The organism is Streptomyces scabiei 87.22, assembly GCF_000091305.1.
GTDB lineage: Bacteria > Actinomycetota > Actinomycetes > Streptomycetales > Streptomycetaceae > Streptomyces > Streptomyces scabiei.
This window is the reverse complement of record NC_013929.1, coordinates 6,657,183-6,674,452: the sequence shown is the minus strand read 5'-3', so window position 1 is coordinate 6,674,452 and position 17,270 is coordinate 6,657,183. Positions and strand designations below refer to the sequence as shown.

14 protein-coding genes and 2 tRNA genes are annotated in these 17,270 nt (G+C 70.3%); 6 read left to right on the top strand and 10 right to left on the bottom strand.

What is annotated here, in order from left to right:
* Nucleotides 1-23 precede the first annotated feature (23 nt).
* The 3 genes from SCAB_RS28620 to SCAB_RS28610 all read right to left on the bottom strand — a co-directional run bounded on the left by SCAB_RS28620 (nucleotide 24) and on the right by SCAB_RS28610 (nucleotide 2,712).
* Entirely contained in the window at nucleotides 24-635 is a 612-nt protein-coding gene (locus SCAB_RS28620; protein ID WP_037729632.1) for an ATP-dependent Clp protease proteolytic subunit, read from the bottom strand.
* Between the two features lie 402 nt (nucleotides 636-1,037).
* A complete protein-coding gene (gene tig, locus SCAB_RS28615) occupies nucleotides 1,038-2,438 on the bottom strand; it encodes a trigger factor (protein WP_013003576.1) in 1,401 nt (466 codons plus the stop codon).
* A gap of 197 nt (nucleotides 2,439-2,635) precedes the next feature.
* Nucleotides 2,636-2,712: transfer RNA gene (locus SCAB_RS28610), tRNA-Pro, on the bottom strand.
* 177 nt (nucleotides 2,713-2,889) lie between these two features.
* Between SCAB_RS28610 and SCAB_RS28605 the strand changes: the two genes are divergently transcribed.
* Nucleotides 2,890-2,963 (top strand) — tRNA-Gly (locus SCAB_RS28605).
* 122 nt (nucleotides 2,964-3,085) lie between these two features.
* On the opposite strand, the gene SCAB_RS28600 is transcribed toward SCAB_RS28605, so the two are convergent.
* The gene (locus SCAB_RS28600; RefSeq protein ID WP_033526477.1) at nucleotides 3,086-3,280 is read right to left on the bottom strand and encodes a hypothetical protein; all 195 of its coding nucleotides are present in this window, start codon (nucleotides 3,278-3,280) and stop codon (nucleotides 3,086-3,088) included.
* A 576-nt stretch (nucleotides 3,281-3,856) separates the two neighbouring features.
* Here SCAB_RS28600 and SCAB_RS28595 point away from each other — a divergent pair.
* On the top strand, nucleotides 3,857-5,059 hold the full coding sequence (locus SCAB_RS28595) for an acyltransferase family protein (protein ID WP_037729631.1): 1,203 nt from the start codon (nucleotides 3,857-3,859) through the stop codon (nucleotides 5,057-5,059).
* A 78-nt stretch (nucleotides 5,060-5,137) separates the two neighbouring features.
* Here the strand turns inward: SCAB_RS28595 and SCAB_RS28590 are convergent, their stop codons facing one another.
* Nucleotides 5,138-5,623, bottom strand: coding sequence for an HD domain-containing protein (locus SCAB_RS28590; RefSeq protein WP_037729630.1), 486 nt, complete (start codon nucleotides 5,621-5,623; stop codon nucleotides 5,138-5,140).
* 273 nt (nucleotides 5,624-5,896) lie between these two features.
* Entirely contained in the window at nucleotides 5,897-7,072 is a 1,176-nt protein-coding gene (locus SCAB_RS28585; protein WP_013003572.1) for a PP2C family protein-serine/threonine phosphatase, read from the bottom strand.
* 225 nt (nucleotides 7,073-7,297) lie between these two features.
* Between SCAB_RS28585 and SCAB_RS28580 the strand changes: the two genes are divergently transcribed.
* Both SCAB_RS28580 and SCAB_RS28575 read left to right on the top strand, forming a co-directional pair.
* Nucleotides 7,298-8,542, top strand: a complete 1,245-nt coding sequence (locus SCAB_RS28580) for a GNAT family N-acetyltransferase (protein ID WP_013003569.1) — start codon at nucleotides 7,298-7,300, stop codon at nucleotides 8,540-8,542.
* Between the two features lie 101 nt (nucleotides 8,543-8,643).
* Nucleotides 8,644-9,729: an IS630 family transposase gene (locus SCAB_RS28575; RefSeq protein ID WP_041669729.1), complete on the top strand. Its 1,086-nt coding sequence runs from the start codon at nucleotides 8,644-8,646 to the stop codon at nucleotides 9,727-9,729.
* 10 nt (nucleotides 9,730-9,739) lie between these two features.
* Here the strand turns inward: SCAB_RS28575 and SCAB_RS28570 are convergent, their stop codons facing one another.
* Entirely contained in the window at nucleotides 9,740-10,564 is an 825-nt protein-coding gene (locus SCAB_RS28570; RefSeq protein ID WP_013003568.1) for an Fpg/Nei family DNA glycosylase, read from the bottom strand.
* A 154-nt stretch (nucleotides 10,565-10,718) separates the two neighbouring features.
* On the bottom strand, nucleotides 10,719-11,204 hold the full coding sequence (locus tag SCAB_RS28565) for a ribose-5-phosphate isomerase (RefSeq protein ID WP_037729629.1): 486 nt from the start codon (nucleotides 11,202-11,204) through the stop codon (nucleotides 10,719-10,721).
* 277 nt (nucleotides 11,205-11,481) lie between these two features.
* On the opposite strand from SCAB_RS28565, the gene SCAB_RS28560 reads away from it, so the two are divergent.
* Nucleotides 11,482-12,939, top strand: coding sequence for an amino acid permease (locus SCAB_RS28560; protein WP_013003566.1), 1,458 nt, complete (start codon nucleotides 11,482-11,484; stop codon nucleotides 12,937-12,939).
* An 88-nt stretch (nucleotides 12,940-13,027) separates the two neighbouring features.
* Here SCAB_RS28560 and SCAB_RS28555 read toward each other — a convergent pair whose 3' ends face one another.
* Nucleotides 13,028-15,256, bottom strand: a complete 2,229-nt coding sequence (locus tag SCAB_RS28555; protein ID WP_374200546.1) for a serine/threonine-protein kinase — start codon at nucleotides 15,254-15,256, stop codon at nucleotides 13,028-13,030.
* 204 nt (nucleotides 15,257-15,460) lie between these two features.
* Here SCAB_RS28555 and SCAB_RS28550 point away from each other — a divergent pair, with 204 nt between their 5' ends.
* Entirely contained in the window at nucleotides 15,461-16,252 is a 792-nt protein-coding gene (locus tag SCAB_RS28550) for a hypothetical protein (protein WP_013003564.1), read from the top strand.
* Nucleotides 16,253-16,424: 172 nt separating this feature from the next.
* On the opposite strand, the gene SCAB_RS28545 is transcribed toward SCAB_RS28550, so the two are convergent.
* Nucleotides 16,425-17,006 (bottom strand): biotin transporter BioY, encoded by a 582-nt coding sequence (locus tag SCAB_RS28545; protein WP_041669753.1) that lies wholly within the window; start codon nucleotides 17,004-17,006, stop codon nucleotides 16,425-16,427.
* Nucleotides 17,007-17,270: the final 264 nt, after the last annotated feature.

The window sequence follows — 17,270 nt, the reverse complement described above, 5'->3', positions numbered from 1 at the left end:
GAGAGTGGCGGCGGGTGCCGCCACTACTGCCCGGCCCCGGTGCCGCCGCCGCCCGGCATGCCGGCGGCCGTGGGGATCACGTCGTCGATGAGGCCGTACTCCTTGGCCTCGAAGGCGTCGAACCAGCGGTCACGGTCCGAGTCACGGGTCACCTGCTCGACGGTCTGACCCGTGTGCTGGGAGGTGAGCTCCGCCATGCGCTTCTTGGTGTGCAGCAGCCGCTCGGCGTGGATCTTGATGTCCGACGCCGAGCCGGCCAGACCGGCCGAGGGCTGGTGGATCAGGATCTCGGCGTTCGGCAGCGCGAAGCGCTTGCCGGGGGTGCCCGCGCTCAGCAGGAACTGGCCCATCGAGGCCGCGAGGCCCATGGCGATGGTCACGACGTCGTTCTTGATGAACTGCATCGTGTCGTAGATCGCCATACCGGCCGTGATGGAGCCGCCGGGGCTGTTGATGTAGAGGTAGATGTCCTTGTCGGGGTCCGCGGCAAGGAGCAGCAGCTGTGCGGTGATCTTGTTGGCAATGTCGTCGTCGACCGGCTGGCCGAGGAAGATGATCCGCTCGTTGAGCAGCCGGTTGTAGACCTGGTCGCCGAGGCCACCACCGATGGAAGGCTCGCCGGCGGCTGAGGGCATCAGATTCGTCACGTATCCACCTGCTCGTCTTACGACGGCGCCGGGCCGTCTTCACGTTTCCCTTCCGGGGACCGGGCCGTTAGCCGACAGCCCAGCCCTCGTCTTCATGGACCCTAACGCGGTGGCTCCGCCGGTGAATCCCGCAAAGGGAACTGTTCGCTGTCAGCGCATGCGCTCCGCCGGGTGGAGCGGGTGCGTTGTGGCCCCCGGCCCGGACAGGGGCGCGGGGAACTGCGCGACCGGCCCCCACAAAGCCGCCCGCGCGTCTGCCACGGGCTGTGGATCGGCGAGTGCGGCTTGTTGTGGGCTGGTCGCGCAGTTCCCCGCGCCCCTTGGATAGGCCGACGGGCCCCTGGGTCACAAGTGATCCAGGGGCCCGTCATCAGGCGAACAGCGGAGCGATCAGGCCTCTGGGGCCTTCTCCTCGGCCTCGGTGGCGGCCGGGGTCTCCTCGGTGGCCTCGGCGGAGCCCTCGGCCTCCGTCTCGTCCTCGTCGTCGTCCAGGTCGACGACCTCGCCGTTGGTGTCCTTCACCGTGGCGGACTCGACGACCAGGGCCAGGGCCTTGCCGCGAGCGACCTCGCCCACGAGGAGCTGGACCTGGTTGTTCTGGACGACGGCCTGGGCGAACTGGTCCGGGGACATGCCGGAGGAGGCCGCGCGGCGCATGAGGTGCTCGGTGAGCTCCTCCTGGTTGACGTTCAGCTTCTCCTTGGAGACCAGCTCGTCGAGGACGAACTGGGTCTTGATGCCCTTGACGGCCGCTTCCTTGGTCTCGGCGTCGAACTCCTCGACCGTCTTGCCCTGGATCTCCAGGTACTTCTCCAGGTCCAGGCCCATCTGGCCGAGCTGGTGGTGCTCCAGGTTGTGCTTGCGGGTGTTGATCTCGTCCTCGAGCAGCTTCTCGGGGACGGGCACCTCGACGATCTCCAGGAGCTTCTCGAGGACGCGCTCCTGGGCCTGGGTGGCCTGGTCGTACTGCTTCATGTTCTCCAGGCGCTTGCGGCTGTCCGCGCGCAGCTCCTCGAGGGTGTCGAACTCGGAGGCGAGCTGGGCGAACTCGTCGTCCAGGGCCGGGAGTTCACGGGCGGCGACCTGGGAGACCTTGACGGTCACCTCGGCCTCCTTGCCGGCCGCCGAGCCGCCCTTGAGCTCGGAGGCGAAGGTGGCCTCGCCACCGGCCTCCAGGCCCTTCACGGCGTCGTCGATGCCGTCCAGCAGCTCGCCGGAGCCGATGGTGTAGGAGACGCCCTCGGCGACGCCGTCCTCCAGGACCTCGCCGTCGACCTTGGCCTGCAGGTCGAGCGTCACGACGTCGCCGTCCTCGGCGGCACGCTCGACCGGGGAGGTGGAGGCGAAGCGCTCGCGCAGCTGCTCGACCGCCTTGTCCACGTCCTCCTCGGTGACCTCGACGGCGTCGACCTCGACCTCGATGCCGGAGTAGTCCGGGATCTCGATGGCCGGGCGGACGTCGACCTCGGCGGTGAAGTTCAGCGTCTCGCCGTCCTTCAGCTCGGTGATGTCGACCTCGGGCTGGCCCAGGACGTTGAGCTCGGCCTCGTTGACCGCGTCCGTGTAGAACTTCGGGAGCGCGTCGTTGACGGCCTCCTCCAGCACCGCACCGCGGCCGAACCGCTGGTCGATGACACGGGCCGGGATCTTGCCCTTGCGGAAGCCCTTCACCGTGACCTGCTGGTTGATCTTCTTGTACGCCGCGTCGAGGCTGTCCTTGAGCTCCTCGAAGGGCACCTCGATGCTGAGCCGAACCCGGGTCGGGTTCAGGGTCTCCACGGCGCTCTTCACGGTTCGGTCTCCTTGGGGGCTGACTTCTTGGGGTTCTGCTGACGTCCCCCACCGGTGCGGCGGGGTTTCAGCGGATTAGCGGCCCTTGAGAGACGTGAGAGTGCAGACACACGGGCGCGCAGCTTGCATAGTAACCGCAGGCGGTACACGCCCCAAAAGGCGATCTCGCCGGTGGCGGGCGACGCCTGCCGGCGCGGTGGTCGGGGTGGCGGGATTTGAACCCACGGCCTTCCGCTCCCAAAGCGGACGCGCTACCAAGCTGCGCCACACCCCGTCTGGTGCGACACGTAGGGTACATGCCCGCAGGCCATGGGGTTGCCGCATTCAGCCAGTGCGCGGGCGCGCGCGACGGCGCACGGCGGACGCGGCCGGGAAGGGGTGTGCGGCGGCGGCACCGGACCCGCTACGATGCCTTCTGTGCCGCGGTCACCCGACCTGCGGCGCGAGCTGTGCGGGCGTAGCTCAATGGTAGAGCCCTAGTCTTCCAAACTAGCTACGCGGGTTCGATTCCCGTCGCCCGCTCCAACGGCCTCCGGCCCGGTCGAGGGATTCCTCGACCGGGCCGGAGGCTTTTTGCCGTCTCGTGGCCGTCGGCCGGCCGTGCGGACGTGCACGGCGCGTGTTCCGGTGGTCACCCCGGACACGGTCTAGAACTGGATCGAGTTGATGGTGTCCGCTATCGAGTTCAGGAAGCGCTGGATGTCGTCGGCCATGCCCGTCGAGGCGAGGAAGAAGCCGAAGAGGATGGCGACGACGGCCGGTCCGGCCTTGATCGTCCCTCCCCGCATCAGCACTACCAGGATGATCCCCAGCAAGAGCACCACTGACAGCGAAATGGCCACACAGATCACACCCTCGGTCGGTCCGCACCCGGCCCGGGGCGCCGACCCCACGCGCACCCCGCCAGAACCATCGTGCCACCAACCAGGCCGTCCTATGCAGCGGCTGAGACAACGTCGGCCACGTCACTCCACGCACGCCACCCCCGCCCCCGGCCAACGGGAGCGCACCCCGGGTGAATTCGCGATGATCGTTTCCGTGCACACACAACCCGTGCGCAGGTAATTCGAATTGTTGCCACCGACACATCAAGAGGCCCGGGCAGGACGGTAATTAACCGGACATTTCACCGGAGTCGCCTGCGCACGGTATGCACCATTTAGTCGGGATGAATGCTGACAGAACGGCGGTTGTCATCTGCCCTGCAGTGGACACGTTGTGACGCTTCACCTGGTCATGACTTCACGAATCCCGGGTACGCGGGGAGGACACGTACCCCTCAATACAGGATTCACGTGGGTGGTTTTACGTAATCGCACAGACAACGCTAGGGTGCCTCAGATGTTCACCGCTGCCTCGTCCCCCGCTTGCGCAGCGAGTGCTCGGACCGTCCTCCGGAGTTGCCGGAGGGAGGGTCTGTGACGAACTCGCTGCGACCGCACGGCCGAACCGGGACGCCGCTCCCGCCGACACAGCCACTACAACCGTCCGCAGACGGAGTGCCGAGTCCGCGCTCGCTGAAGTCCTCGTCTCCCCAGCCGACGCCAGGTGGCGCCTCCCCCGAGGCCAGACCGGCCAAACAACGTGACGCGTTCTTCGACAACGCCAAGTACCTCGCCATCGTGCTCGTGGCGATGGGACACGCGTGGGAGCCGCTCACCGACCACAGCCGCGCCGCCGAGGCGCTGTACATGTTCGTGTACACGTTTCACATGCCGGCGTTCATCATCATCTCCGGTTACTTCTCGCGCAGTTTCGACATGCGCCCGGACCGGCTCCGCAGGCTGGTCACCGGAATCGCCGTGCCGTACGTCCTCTTCGAGATCGCCTACTCCTTCTTCAAGCGGTGGGGCGACGACGACCCCTCCCACCCGATCAGCCTGCTCGACCCCTGGTACCTCACCTGGTTCCTGATCGCGCTGTTCGTGTGGCGGCTGACGACACCGCTGTGGAAGGTCGTGCGCTGGCCCGTCCCGGTGGCGCTCGCCGTCGCGGCGCTCGCCTCGGTCTCTCCCGACATCGGTGACGACCTGGACCTGCAGCGTGTCCTGCAGTTCCTGCCGTTCTTCGTCGTCGGCCTGTTCATGAAGCCCGCGCACTTCCAGTTCATGCGGCGCCGCGAGGTGCGGATCCTGTCCCTGCCGGTGGCCGGGTGCGCGCTGGCGATGGCGTACTGGCTGGGCCCGGACATGAACTCGGCCTGGTTCTACCACCGTGACAGCGCGCAGGAGCTGGGTGCGCCGTGGTGGGCGGGCATCGTCATGACCTTCGCGCTGTTCGGCTGCTCCATGGTGCTGACCACGTGCTTCTTCGCCTGGGTGCCGCGTCGGAAGATGTGGTTCACCGTGCTGGGCGCGGGCACGTTGTACGGCTACCTGCTGCACGGGTTCCTCGCGAAGGGGTCGCGCTTCTGGGACTGGTACGACGCCAACGCGTGGGTGTACCAGCCGCTCGGCGAGCTGTTCGCCACGTTCCTCGCTGCGGCCGTCATCACCGTGCTGTGCACCCCGCCGGTGCAGCGGATGTTCCGGTTCGCGATGGAGCCGAAGATGGAGTGGGCGTTCAAGCGGGATGCCGCCGAGCTGGCTCGCGAGCGGGGGAAGGTGGGGGGCAGGACGTAGGCGCGGGGTCTCTGTCCCCTCGACGTCCCCTCGGCCTCGGCGCCGGGGTCCGTCGCTCCCGTTCGCTCCTGTTCTCTCTCAGTTGTTCTCCGTGGCCTCCTCGGCCGCCGGTTCGTCCGGCAGGCCGAGGAGGTTTCGCATGTGGGCGTACTTGCGGGTCAGGCGGGTGCGTGTGGGTTCGTCCAGGACGGCGAGGCGGGCCGGGTCCGCGTTGTGCGCGAGGTCCGACTGCTTGACGAGGAGGGCGCCCGGGGTGTCGAGGATGCGGGTGGCGTACGTCTCCGGGGTTTCGCCCCCGCGCTTGGTGAGGGCGAGGACGATGGCCTTGGTGCGGGCGGTCAGAGGGGCCTCGGTGAGCCAGGTCTCGGTGAGGGCGTCGTCCTCGACCGCGTCGTGCAGCCAGGCCGCGGCGATCTGGTCCTCGTCGCCGCCTCGTGCCGTGACGCCGGCCGCGACCGCCTGGAGGTGCTCGGTGTAGGGGCGGCCGGCCTTGTCCTTCTGGGTGGCGTGGGCCGTTCTGGCCAGGGTTTCCACTTCCGGGAGGGAGAGGGGGGTCGAGGGCATCGGGTCTGGGCTCCTTCGTGCGGTGGGTGTGGGGTGGGGTGGTGAGTGGTGGGTGCCGGTCCGGGTTTCGCCCCCGCCGCCCCTACCCGTCCCCTCCTCCAGGGGCTGCGCCCCTTCGACCCCCATGTGCCGGTCCGATGGGGTTCTCGCGCCGTTCCCCGCGCCCCTGAAAAGCAGGAGGCTGTCGCCGTCGAGGACCGCGTGCACGTCCGGTGGGGGTTCTCGCGCCGTTCCCCGCACCCCTGGCCAGCAAGGGGCTTCGTCCTCTGCTGTTCAGGGGCGGGTGGCTGTGGGGCCTTCTCGGCAGATCAGGAGGAGGGCTCGGTCGTCGTTGACGTCCTTGGCCACGGCTTCGATGAGGTGCCAGGCGGCGCCGTGGAAGCCTCCCGCGACGTAGCGGTCGGCCTCGCCGGTGAGGCGGTCGATGCCTTCGACTATGTCCCGCTCGGAGGTCTCGACGAGGCCGTCGGTGAACAGCATCAGGACGTCGCCGGGGCGCAGGGATCCCTTGACGGGGTCGAACTGGGCGCCGTCGTAGACGCCGAGGAGGGGGCCCTCGGCGGCCTTCTCCTCCCAGCGGCCGGTGCCCGCGCTGAGCTGGAGGCCGGGCGGGTGGCCGGCGGAGAAGAGTTCGTAGTCGCCGGAGTCGAGGTCGAGGACGAGGTGGATGGAGGTCGCGAAGCCCTCGTCCCAGTCCTGGCGGAGGAGGTAGCCGTTGGCCGCCGGGAGGAAGGCGTGCGGTGGGAGCGATCCCAGAAGACCGCCGAAAGCGCCGGAGAGGAGCAGGGCGCGGGAGCCCGCGTCCATGCCCTTGCCGGAGACGTCGGTGAGGACGACTTCGAGGGTGCGGCCGCCGTTCGTGCGGGCGGCCACGACGAAGTCGCCGGAGAAGGACTGGCCGCCCGCCGGACGCAGGGCCATCTCGCGGTGCCAGCCGGCGGGCAGTTGCGGCAACTTGCTCTGGACCCGGATGCGTTCGCGCAGGTCGAAGAGCATGGTGCCGCCGCGCCGCCAGGGCACGCCGACCCGGCTGCGGAACTGGGCGATGAGCAGGCCGAAGAAACCGCAGGCGGCGACCACGAGCACGATGCCGGGTGTCACCCGGGCCGGGCCCTCGGGATAGGGGCCGAGCCGTACCGACTCCACGATCAGCGCGGTCGCGGCGGCCGCGTACAGGCCGAGGAGACTGGCGGGCCGCAGCAGCAGGCCGCCCGCGACGATGGGAAGGACGAGGACGGCGGGTGAGAACCACACCTCGTTGATCAGCGTGAGGCAGGCGATCAGCGGGATCATCAGCAGCAGGCCGACGAGGGCGATCCAGTCGGAGCCGTCCCCGCGGAAGTAGTCGACGGCGGATTTGCGCACGCCGGTGCGGACCCGGTGAACCAGCTTCTTCATCCGGGCCGTGAGCGTATCGGCCGCCGCGCGCCGCTCTCGTCCTGCTGCCATTGTTCGGGACCTTATCCATCGGACCAGCCCCTGTGCACAGGAGGTCCTACTTGTCCCCCTTCCGAGGGCCGGTTCACGACGAATCTCACACAGATCTCACACCGGAACGCGTCGTTCGGCCCCCGTGCGCCCTCCGTGCGGCACCTGTGAAGGATCCCACGTCCGACGGCGACGCGCGGGTCAAATTCGTTCGCCCGTACGGGATCGTGCTGCTAGGCATGGCGTATGACGACTGAGCTGCGGGCGCTGCGCAAGGAAGACTGGGACCCCTGGTACGACAACCTCATCCGCGCCTTCGGCGGCACCCCCGAACCGCCGGAGGAGCGCGAGTTGTGGGACGCGCTCACGGTGCCCGAGCGTTGCGTCGGCGTGTGGGAGGGCGACCGCTGCGTGGGTACGGCGGGGGCGTTCGACTTCCGTCTCACCGTGCCCGGCGGCTCGGCCGTCCCGGCGGCCGGGGTCACGATGGTCGGTGTCGCGGCCACACACCGGCGCCGCGGGGTGCTGACCTCCATGATGCGGCGGCAGTTGGACGACGTCCGTTCCTGGGGCGAGCCGCTGGCCGTGCTGACCGCGTCCGAGCCGGCGATCTACGGCCGGTTCGGGTACGGCCTGGCCACGCGCCGGCTGGCCGCCGACATCGACACCGCCCGGGTGCGGCTGTCCGTACCGCCCGGCACCGACGACGTACGGCTGCGCTACGCCGACCCGTCCGAGGTGCTCGACGCGTGCGAGGCGGTGTACGCCCGGCGGGTGCCGGAGCGGCCCGGGACGCTGGCCCGGCAGCCCGGCTGGGAGCGGGTGGAACTGCTCGACACGGAACGCCACCGCAGCGGTGCCTCACCCCTGCAGTGCGTGGTGGCCGAGCGGACCGACGGCGAGGGCGCCGGCGTGGTCGGGTACGCGCGCTTCCGGGTCAAGTCCGACTGGGGGCCGCGCGGGGCGGACGGCGTCGTCCAGTTGAGCGCGCTGGAGGCCCTGGACCCGGCCGCCCGTGCCGCGCTGTGGCGGTTCCTCTTCGACATCGACCTGACGTCGTGCGTCGTCGCCCACCGGCTGCCCGTCGACGAGCCGGTGCTGCACCTGGTGTCGGACATCCGGCGCTGCGCGCTGCGGTTCACCGACGACCTGTATGTGCGGCTCGTGGACGTGGGCGCGGCGCTGCGCCTGCGGACCTACCAGGCGCCGCTGGACGTGGTGTTCGAGGTCGAGGACTCCTTCTGCCCCTGGAACGAGGGGCGTTGGCGGCTCACCGGCGACCCGAAGGGCGCGACCTGCGAGCGCACCGCGGACGCCGCCGATCTCTCCCTGGACGTACGGGAGTTGGGCGCGGCCTATCTGGGCGGCGTGAGCCTGTCCGCGCTGGCCGGGGCGGGGCTGGTCCGGGAGCTTCGCCAGGGGGCGCTGGCGGAGGCGTCCGTGGGGTTCCTGGCGTCCGGACCGGCGCCCTGGCTGCCGCACGGCTTCTAGTGAGCCGGTTTTGAGTTCTTCCGTCGCCACTTGAGTCGTGTTCCGTTTCGGATCGCGGCTTGGGTGGTGACGGGGCTGGTGGTTTGCGGTCTGCTGTGGGGATGGGCGACAGCAGGCTTGCGCCGTTGGTGTTATCCGATACCGAGCGGCGGACGTTGCAGGGATGGGCCCGGCGCCGGACGACCGCGCAGGGCCTGGCGTTACGGGCACGGATCGTGCTGGCCTGCGCGGACGGCGGCAGCAATATCGCGGTCGCCGCGCGGCTGGGCGTCAACCGGGGCACCGTGACCAAGTGGCGGGCGGGATTCCTGCGCGCCCGGCTGGACGGGCTCAGCGACGAACCGCGCCCGGGAGTGCCACGAACCATCACCGATGCCCAGGTCGAAGAGGTGGTGGTGCGCACGCTGGAGCAGACGCCTCCGGGTGGGACGCACTGGTCGAAGCGGGAGCTGGCCAAGGTCGTGGGGATCTCCCCGGCGAGCGTGCTGCGTATCTGGCACGCCTTCGGCCTGCAGCCATGGCGGACCGAGACCTTCAAGATCTCTCCGGACCCGCTCCTGATCGACAAGATCCGCGATGTCGTCGGCCTCTACCTCGCCCCGCCGGCCAATGCCGCGGTGTTCGCGGTGGACGAGAAACCGCAGATCCAGGCCCTGGAACGAACCGCGCCGGTCCTGCCGATGCTGCCCGGAGTGCCCGAACGGCGCAGCTTCGACTACGTCCGGCACGGCACCGTCGATCTGTTCGCCGCCCTGAACACCGCGACGGGCAAGGTGATCTCGAAGCTGTCCGCGCAGCACCGGGCCGTGGACTTCCGTGACTTCCTCGACGAGATCGACCGCCAGACCGAGCCCGGCCTGGCAGTCCACGTGATCTGCGACAACCTCTCCGCCCACAAGGCGCCGGTGGTGCACAGGTGGCTGCTCACGCATCCCCGCTTCCACCTCCACTTCACGCCCACCTACTCGTCATGGATCAATCAGGTCGAGCGGTGGTTCGCCGAGTTGGAACGGCGCTGCCTCGAACGCGGGGTGTTCTGCTCCCTCGACGACCTCAAGGCCGCACTCGAGGACTGGATCAAGGTCTGGAACGACCAGGCCAGACCCTTCAAATGGACCAAGACCGCCGACCAGATCCTCGACCGAATCTGCCGCTACTGCTCACGCATCTCCGAACCAGCTCACTAGGGCCGGGGACTCACCTCTGCTGGCAGGCCGGGCACCAGAAGAGGTTGCGGGCGGCGAGGTCGGCGGTGCGGACCTCGCCGCCACAGAGATGGCAGGGCAGGGCCGCCCTGCGGTACACGTACACCTCGCCGCCGTGGTCGTCGACGCGGGGCGGGCGGCCCATGGCCTCGGGCGTGTGTTCCGGGCGGACGGTGTCGATGCGGTTGTGCCGTACGCCCTCGCGCATGAGGCCGACGAGGTCGGTCCAGATCGCGTCCCACTCCGCCGGGGTGATGTCCTTGCCCGCGCGGTAGGGGTCGATGCCGTGCCGGAAGAGGACCTCGGCGCGGTAGACGTTGCCGACGCCCGCGATCACCTTCTGGTCCAGGAGGAGCGCGGCGATGGTCGTACGGCTGCGGGAGACACGGGCGTACGCGCGGGCCGGGTCGGCGTCGGCGCGGAGCGGGTCGGGGCCGAGGCGGGCGTGCACGGCGCGTTTCTCGGCCTCGGTGATCAGGGCGCAGGTCGTCGGGCCGCGCAGGTCCATGTACGACGTGTCGTCGCGCAGCCGCAGGCGGACGGTGTCCGTGGGCGGGGGCGCGGGGGCCGGGCCGAAGGTGACCTTGCCGAACAGGCCCAGGTGGATGTGCACCCGTTCCTCGGCGTCGGGGTCGCCGAAGTGCAGGAAGAGGTGCTTGCCGTGGGCCTCGGCGGTGTGCAGCGGGGTGCCGGTGAGGAGGGCCGCGGCGTCGGCGAACTTGCCCTGGGGGCTGGTGACGTGCGTGGGCCGGCCGTCGCCGCCGAAGTGGGCCAGGCAGTCCTCGGCGAGGCGGTGGATGGTGTGCCCCTCCGGCACGGGGGTCCTCCGGGGGTTCGGCAGGGTGGGTGGGGGCGGCCGGGGGCGCGTTCTCGGGTGCCGGTCCGGTGGGGGGTGCTCGCGCAGTTCCCCGCGCCCCTGAGAAGCGGGGGCTGCGCCCCCTGCTTCTCAGGTCCGTACGAACGCCGGAGCGCTACGGCTGGGGGTGGTGGGCCGGGACGGGGGGCAGGTCGCCCGTGGTCTCGTACGCCGCCAGCATGTCGATGCGGCGGATGTGGCGCTCGTCACCGGAGAACGGGGTGTTGAGGAAGGTCTCGACGAACTTCGTCGCGTCGTCCTGCGCGTGCATGCGGGCGCCGACGGCGACGACGTTGGCGTTGTTGTGCTCGCGGCCCAGCGCGGCGGTCTCGGCACTCCAGGCGAGGGCGGCGCGGACGCCGGCCACCTTGTTCGCGGCGATCTGTTCGCCGTTGCCGGAGCCGCCGATGACGACGCCGAGGGACCCGGGGTCCGCGGCCGTGCGCTCCGCCGCGCGGAGGCAGAACGGCGGGTAGTCGTCCTGGGCGTCGTAGATGTGGGGCCCGCAGTCGACGGGCTCGTGGCCGGCGGCCTTCAGCCACTCCACGAGGTGGTTCTTGAGTTCGTATCCGGCGTGATCAGAGCCGAGGTAGACGCGCATGGTCCGAGTGTGACACGCGTGTTTCGGCATGGCACGACGGGGTGCCGACCCAGCGAAACGTGAGCTACCCAACGAATCCTCAAGTAAACCTCAAGTAACGATCCGGATTCAAAGGTTCTGGAATCCTTTCGCCTCCGATTCACTGGACCGATCTTTACAACGGCCCAGCCGGACCCTCGCGGTCGCCCCTCGTTTCCCGCTCTGACGAGAGTCGATCGGTCGGTCACTGGGCAGACGCACGGAAGTCCCCACCACGGCGCAAAGGAAACCTCCCCCCATGACCTCGCAGCCGACCCTGCCGCCCCAGGCGGATTCCCCTGGCTCGTCCTCGCCTCCCTCCCCCGGTCTGCACGCCGGTCTCAAGAACCGTCATCTGTCGATGATCGCGATCGGGGGTGTGATCGGAGCCGGCCTGTTCGTCGGGTCGAGTTCCGGCATCGCCACCGCCGGCCCCGGCATCCTCCTGTCGTACGCGCTCGTCGGCACGATGGTGGTGCTGGTGATGCGGATGCTCGGTGAGATGTCCGCAGCGAACCCGACGTCGGGGTCGTTCTCGGCCCACGCCGACCGCGCGCTCGGCCGCTGGGCCGGGTTCTCGATCGGCTGGCTGTACTGGTTCTTCTGGGTCGTCGTGCTCGCGGTCGAGGCGACCGCGGGCGCGGTGATCCTGGAGGGCTGGATACCGGCGGTGCCGCAGTGGGGCTGGGCATTGATCGTGATGGTCGTCCTGACCGCGACGAACCTGGTCTCCGTCGGCTCCTACGGTGAGTTCGAGTTCTGGTTCGCCGGGATCAAGGTCGTCGCGATCGCCGCGTTCATCGTGGTGGGCGGTCTCGCGGTGTTCGGCGTGCTGCCGGGCGCCGACACCGACAAGGCCGGGCTGTCCAACCTGACCGAGCACGGCGGGTTCCTGCCGCACGGCGCGGGCGCGATCCTCATCGGTGTGCTGCTGGTCGTCTTCTCCTTCATGGGCAGCGAGATCGCCACGCTGGCCGCCGGGGAGACGGAGAACCCGCAGCGGGCCGTCACCAAGTCGACCAACAGCATCATCTGGCGCATCGGCGTCTTCTACCTCGGCTCGATCTTCGTCGTGGTCACGCTGCTGCCGTGGAACGACCCGTCGATCAAGGAGAAGGGCTCCTACGTCGCCGCCCTCGACTCCCTCGGCATCGCGCACGCCGGCCAGATCATGAACTTCATCGTGCTGACCTCGGTGCTGTCCTGCCTGAACTCGGGTCTCTACACCGCGTCGCGCATGGCGTTCTCGCTGGGCCAGCGCGGGGACGCGCCGCGCGCGTTCGGCCGGACGAACGGCCGGGGTGTGCCGATGGCCGCCATCCTCTCCTCGGTCGTCTTCGGGTTCGTGGCCGTCATCTTCAACTACTTCTTCCCCGAGGGTGTCTTCCTCTTCCTCGTCAACTCCTCCGGCGCGGTCGCCCTGTTCGTGTGGCTCGTCATCTGCTTCTCGCAGCTGCGCATGCGCAGGATCATCGAGCGGGAGTCGCCGGAGAAGCTCGTCGTGAAGATGTGGCTGTACCCCTATCTGACGTGGGCCACGATCGGGCTGATCCTCTTCGTCCTCGGCTACATGCTCACCGACACCGAGCACGGCAACCGCGAGATCCTGCTGCTGTCGCTGCTGGTCGCGGCCGTCGTCGTCGGCATCGCGGTCGTCAAGGAGCGGCTGGGTGCCCGGAAGTCCGCCGGCGCCGAGGTGTCCGACACGGTGCGCTGAGCGCGGGCGGCCGAGGCCGTCGACACAGGGCCGGGGTCCGGTGGCGGTTCGTCCGCCGCCGGGCCCCGTTTCGTCGTCCGGACAGGGCCTAGAGGGGAGTGAAGGTCTTCTCGACCTTCTCGTAGACCGGGAGGGCGCGGTCCTCGATGTCGGGGTGGTACCAGGTGGTGAGCTGGTAGGACTTGCCGCCGGTGTCGAAGCCGAGGGAGCGCACGTGCCAGGGCAGTTCCTGGGCGATCACGGTGTACTCCCACACCACGGCGGGCCGGCCGCGGAACTCGGTCTCCTCCAGGCGGATCCGTTCGTATCCCGGCCCCTCGGCGGTGCTCCTCTCCTTCTTCCGCCACTGCTCCAGGAGGTCGCCGCGCGCGAGGGACGCCTTGCCGACGATCTCCTGGCGGGCGTCGGGCGAGGTGTAGTGCACCTCCGCGCCGGCGTGCACCTCCCGCGAGAACCCGTCCGGCGGAACCCAGGCGAACACTCCGGCCTCCGTACGGGCGCCGGGCGGCAGTTCGGGCGGGCGCGAGGTGCCGGCGACGGTGGGAGCGGGGGTAGGGACGGGCGCCTCGGTGGAGGGGGAGACCGAGGCCGATGTCCTGCCGCTCCTGCCGTGCTTGTCGTCCTCGTCGCCCTTGTCGCCGGACGCGTCGTTCATCGCCGGTACGACGACCGCGGCCACGGCCGCCGTGACGGCGAGGGCCGTGGCCGCGAGGAGTCCGGCGCGGCGGTGGTCCCGCCGGGGCGGCCGGGGTGCGGCGGGTGGCGCGGGACGGGGGCGGGTCGGCAGTTCCGCGTCGTCGGGGAGTGCCGGAGCGGTCGTCGGGGGGAGTTCGGGGGTGCTCGTCGGCGGGTGCGCGGAGGGGGTGTGGGGCGTCGGGACGGGGGCGCGGTGCAGGACGGGGGTGGTGGGGCGGTCGGGGCGGGGAGTGGGGAAGGGGTACGGGTCCGCGTCCGGGGCGGGTGGGGCGGGCTGTCGTGGCCGGGGGTGCGGTACGGGCTCGGGGGTGGGGCGGTTCCGTACCGTCGGGGTCGGATGCGCCGGGGTCGGGGGTCCGGCGGGCGGGGGCGGTGCCTCGGCATCCGGGGTGGTGGCGGGCGACGGGCGCGCGGCGGCGCCCAGGGGAGTCGGGTGCGCCGCGACCGGCTCCGGCCGCCCTGCGGAGGGCCGTCCGGCCGCGGCCACGGGGTCGGATGCCGTGGGGGCCGGCCCCTCGGGTGCGGCGATACCGTCCTCCGGCGTTCTGCCGGGGTCTCCTTCTCCCCCGGGTCCGGTGGCTGTGTCGGCCGTCCCGGCCGCGGGGCGCGGGACGCCGGACGCGGGGCGCGTCGCGGGCTCGGCGAGGCCCGGAGCTGCCGTTCCGGTGGCCGCCCCAGCCGTGTCGGCCGTGTCGGCCGTGTCGGCTGTCCCCGGCGTGCCGGCTGTCCCCGGCGTGCCCACCTTGCCGGCCGTCCCCGCCGAACCTGCCGGCTCCTGTGCTGCCGGTGGCCACGGCTCGGTCGTCCGTGTGGCCGCTGCCGGGTTCGTGGCGAGGCGGCGGAGCGTCTCCGTGAGCTCGGGCACGCCGGGCCGGGACTCCGGCTGCTTGGCGAGGAGGGCGGCGAGGATGTCGTGGAGGGCGCCCGCGGCCGGGGGGAGTTCCGGCTCCTCGTAGAGGACGGCGTGGAGGGTGGCGAGGGTGGTGGCGCGGGCGAACGGGGAGCGGCCGCCGAGGGCGGCGCAGAGGGTCGCGCCGAGGGACCAGAGGTCGGAGGGCGGTCCCTGGGGCCGGCCGGAGACCCGCTCGGGGGCCATGTAGTCCGGGGAGCCGACGAGCATGCCGGCCATGGTGAGGGCCTCGGTGTTCTGGATGGCGGCGATGCCGAAGTCGGTGAGGACGGCCTGGTGGGCGCCCGTGCGCTTGACGAGGACGTTGGCCGGTTTGATGTCGCGGTGCAGGACGCCCTGCGCGTGTACCTGGCCGAGGGCGTCGACGAGTTCGAGGCCGATGCGGGCGGTGTCCCGCACGCCGAGGGGGCCGTCCTCCGCCACGACCTGCTCCAGCGAGCGGCCGTCGACCAGTTCCATGACGATCCACAGCCGGTCGCCCGCGTCGACGACGTCGTAGACGCGCACGACATGGGGATGGTCGATACGGGCCGTGGCCCTGGCCTCCCGCAGGGTTCGCTCGCGCCGGGTGCGGCTGTCCTCCGGGTCGAGACCGTCGATACGCATTTCCTTGACGGCGACCCGCCTGTCGAGCATCTCGTCGGTGGCCCGCCAGACCCGGCCCATTCCCCCTTGGCCGATGCCGGCGACCAGGCGATATCGGCCTGCCACCACAAGACCCGGAACACCACCCCACCCTATTTCCGGCATCCCCCTGACCCCCTTCAACAACCGACCGCCATGCCACAGCAGAAACAAAAGGTCGCGCATTGGTCACACTTCGCCCCGCACCAGCATAGTGCGGAGAAATCTTGTGGTACCTCTTCATAGGCCGTGAATTCAGGCACGGCCAGGGGGACGCAAGGGGGAGGGAACATGAGTTCTCATCGTAGGACCGCCATCACCGGATCGCTGCTCGCCGCTTCGTTCACGTCGGTGCTGCTCCTGGGCTTCGCGGCGTCGGCGGACGACCAGGGGGGACTGAGCGGGCACGGCGGAAAGGCCATGGACGCGGCACCGTCCGGAGTACGGCTCTCGACGCTGCTGTCCAAGGAGATCAAAGTCGACAACACGTCGCAGGAAACGAATATCACCGGCGTCGTGAAGAACGCGGGAAGCAAGGCGAGCGGTGAAATCCGATTGCTCGTGGTCGGTTTCGGCGGCCTGACGGTCAAGAATGTCGAAGGATGTTCAGCAATTCCGGACGGAGATCTTCCCGAGGGTGCGAACAGCGGTTTCGCGTGCGGGATCGAGGATCTTCCGGCCGGAAAGTCGAAGACGTATGCGATCGAAGCCACGTACGACCTGGGAAAGAAGGGCAGGATCTGTCTGCCCGTCCAGAATTCCGACGGCTCGAAGACCTTCTGGCAGCAGGGTCCGGTGCCGTTCGGGGCGACCAACCAGTCACCCAACGAGCCCGCCACCCCCCTGCTCCTCGGCACCGACAACAGCCCGGTCACCCCGGGCGGCGGTGACGGCGGGAGCGGTGACGGCGGCGGGAGCGGTGGCGGGGGCGCCGGCGGCGGGAAGGACGACGCCCCGGACGAACTGCCCGAGACGGGTCCGGCCGACCGTGTGGTGCCGCTCGGTCTGGCCGGTGCCGCGCTCGTCTCCGCGGGCGCGGCGGGCCTGTGGTGGAACGAGCGAAGGGCCCGTCAGGAGTCCTGAACCGCCGGGCGGGAACCGGAGAACGGCAGCCGTCGGGCCGTACGGGCTCGCCCCGGCGCCGAAAACCGAGAGAGGTTCGCCGTGGCACGGTCGCAGTGACCGGCCCGGCGAACCTCTCGATGAGCGGCGCCACAGCACGAGCGGTGCACGCCCGGCGCGGCCGACCGCTACCTCACTTCTTCACGAGCTTCCAGGCCGTCGGCAGCAGCCCCATGGCCAGGAGAGCCTTGAGGGCGTCGCCGATCAGGAAGGGCGTGAGGCCGAGCGCGACGGCGGACGAGAGGCTGATGTCGGCGGTGGCGGCGAGGTACGGGACGCCGACGGCGTAGATGATCGCCTCGCCGACGAGCATCGTGCCCGCCGTGCGCAGCGTCGAGCGGTCGCCGCCGCGACGGGCCAGGGCGCCCACGGCGGCGACGGCCAGGATCATGCCGAGGATGTAGCCGAAGGAGACGCCGACACCGGAGGTGCCGTTCGCGAACCACGGCACACCGGCGAGACCGGCCAGCGCGTACAGGCTGAGCGAGGCGACACCCCGGCTCGCGCCCAGGGTGGTGCCGACGAGCAGGGCGGCGAAGGTCTGTCCGGTGACCGGGACCGGGGAACCCGGCACGGGCACGGCGATCTGCGCGGCGAGCCCGGTGAGCGCGGCGCCGCCGACCACGAGAGCGAGGTCGCGCACGCGGGCGCCGGAGACGGGCAGGAGGTCGGCGAGGACCTCGCCGGGGCGGGCTGACGTGGCGGCGGTGCTCATGTTCGGGCTCACTCCGGCGGGTGAAGTCGGCTGGGACACCGTGACGCTATCCCCGGTCCCGTGCGCCGGGCACCGTCAGCATGCGACAAAGGAGGGAACGACGCCTTGATGGGTTTCCGACAAAGGATGCCCGTTACACCCGGTACGGGGTGACGCCGGTCACTGAGGTGGGATGGCCTGGGGCCCGGAAAGCGCCTACCACGGCATCTGTAGGGTTTCACCAATCCGGTGAGCGGCGTGGACGGACGCCGTCTCGCCCGTCGG

Coding starts and splice junctions, on each gene's coding strand:
- SCAB_RS28575 (WP_041669729.1), top strand. CDS start 8,644: ATGGGCGACAGCAGGCTTGCGCCGTTGGTGTTATCCGATACCGAGCGG.
- SCAB_RS28550 (WP_013003564.1), top strand. CDS start 15,461: ATGAGTTCTCATCGTAGGACCGCCATCACCGGATCGCTGCTCGCCGCT.
- SCAB_RS28585 (WP_013003572.1), bottom strand. CDS start 7,072: ATGGCAGCAGGACGAGAGCGGCGCGCGGCGGCCGATACGCTCACGGCC.
- SCAB_RS28565 (WP_037729629.1), bottom strand. CDS start 11,204: ATGCGCGTCTACCTCGGCTCTGATCACGCCGGATACGAACTCAAGAAC.
- SCAB_RS28545 (WP_041669753.1), bottom strand. CDS start 17,006: ATGAGCACCGCCGCCACGTCAGCCCGCCCCGGCGAGGTCCTCGCCGAC.
- SCAB_RS28620 (WP_037729632.1), bottom strand. CDS start 635: ATGCCCTCAGCCGCCGGCGAGCCTTCCATCGGTGGTGGCCTCGGCGAC.
- SCAB_RS28560 (WP_013003566.1), top strand. CDS start 11,482: ATGACCTCGCAGCCGACCCTGCCGCCCCAGGCGGATTCCCCTGGCTCG.
- SCAB_RS28590 (WP_037729630.1), bottom strand. CDS start 5,623: ATGCCCTCGACCCCCCTCTCCCTCCCGGAAGTGGAAACCCTGGCCAGA.
- SCAB_RS28580 (WP_013003569.1), top strand. CDS start 7,298: ATGACGACTGAGCTGCGGGCGCTGCGCAAGGAAGACTGGGACCCCTGG.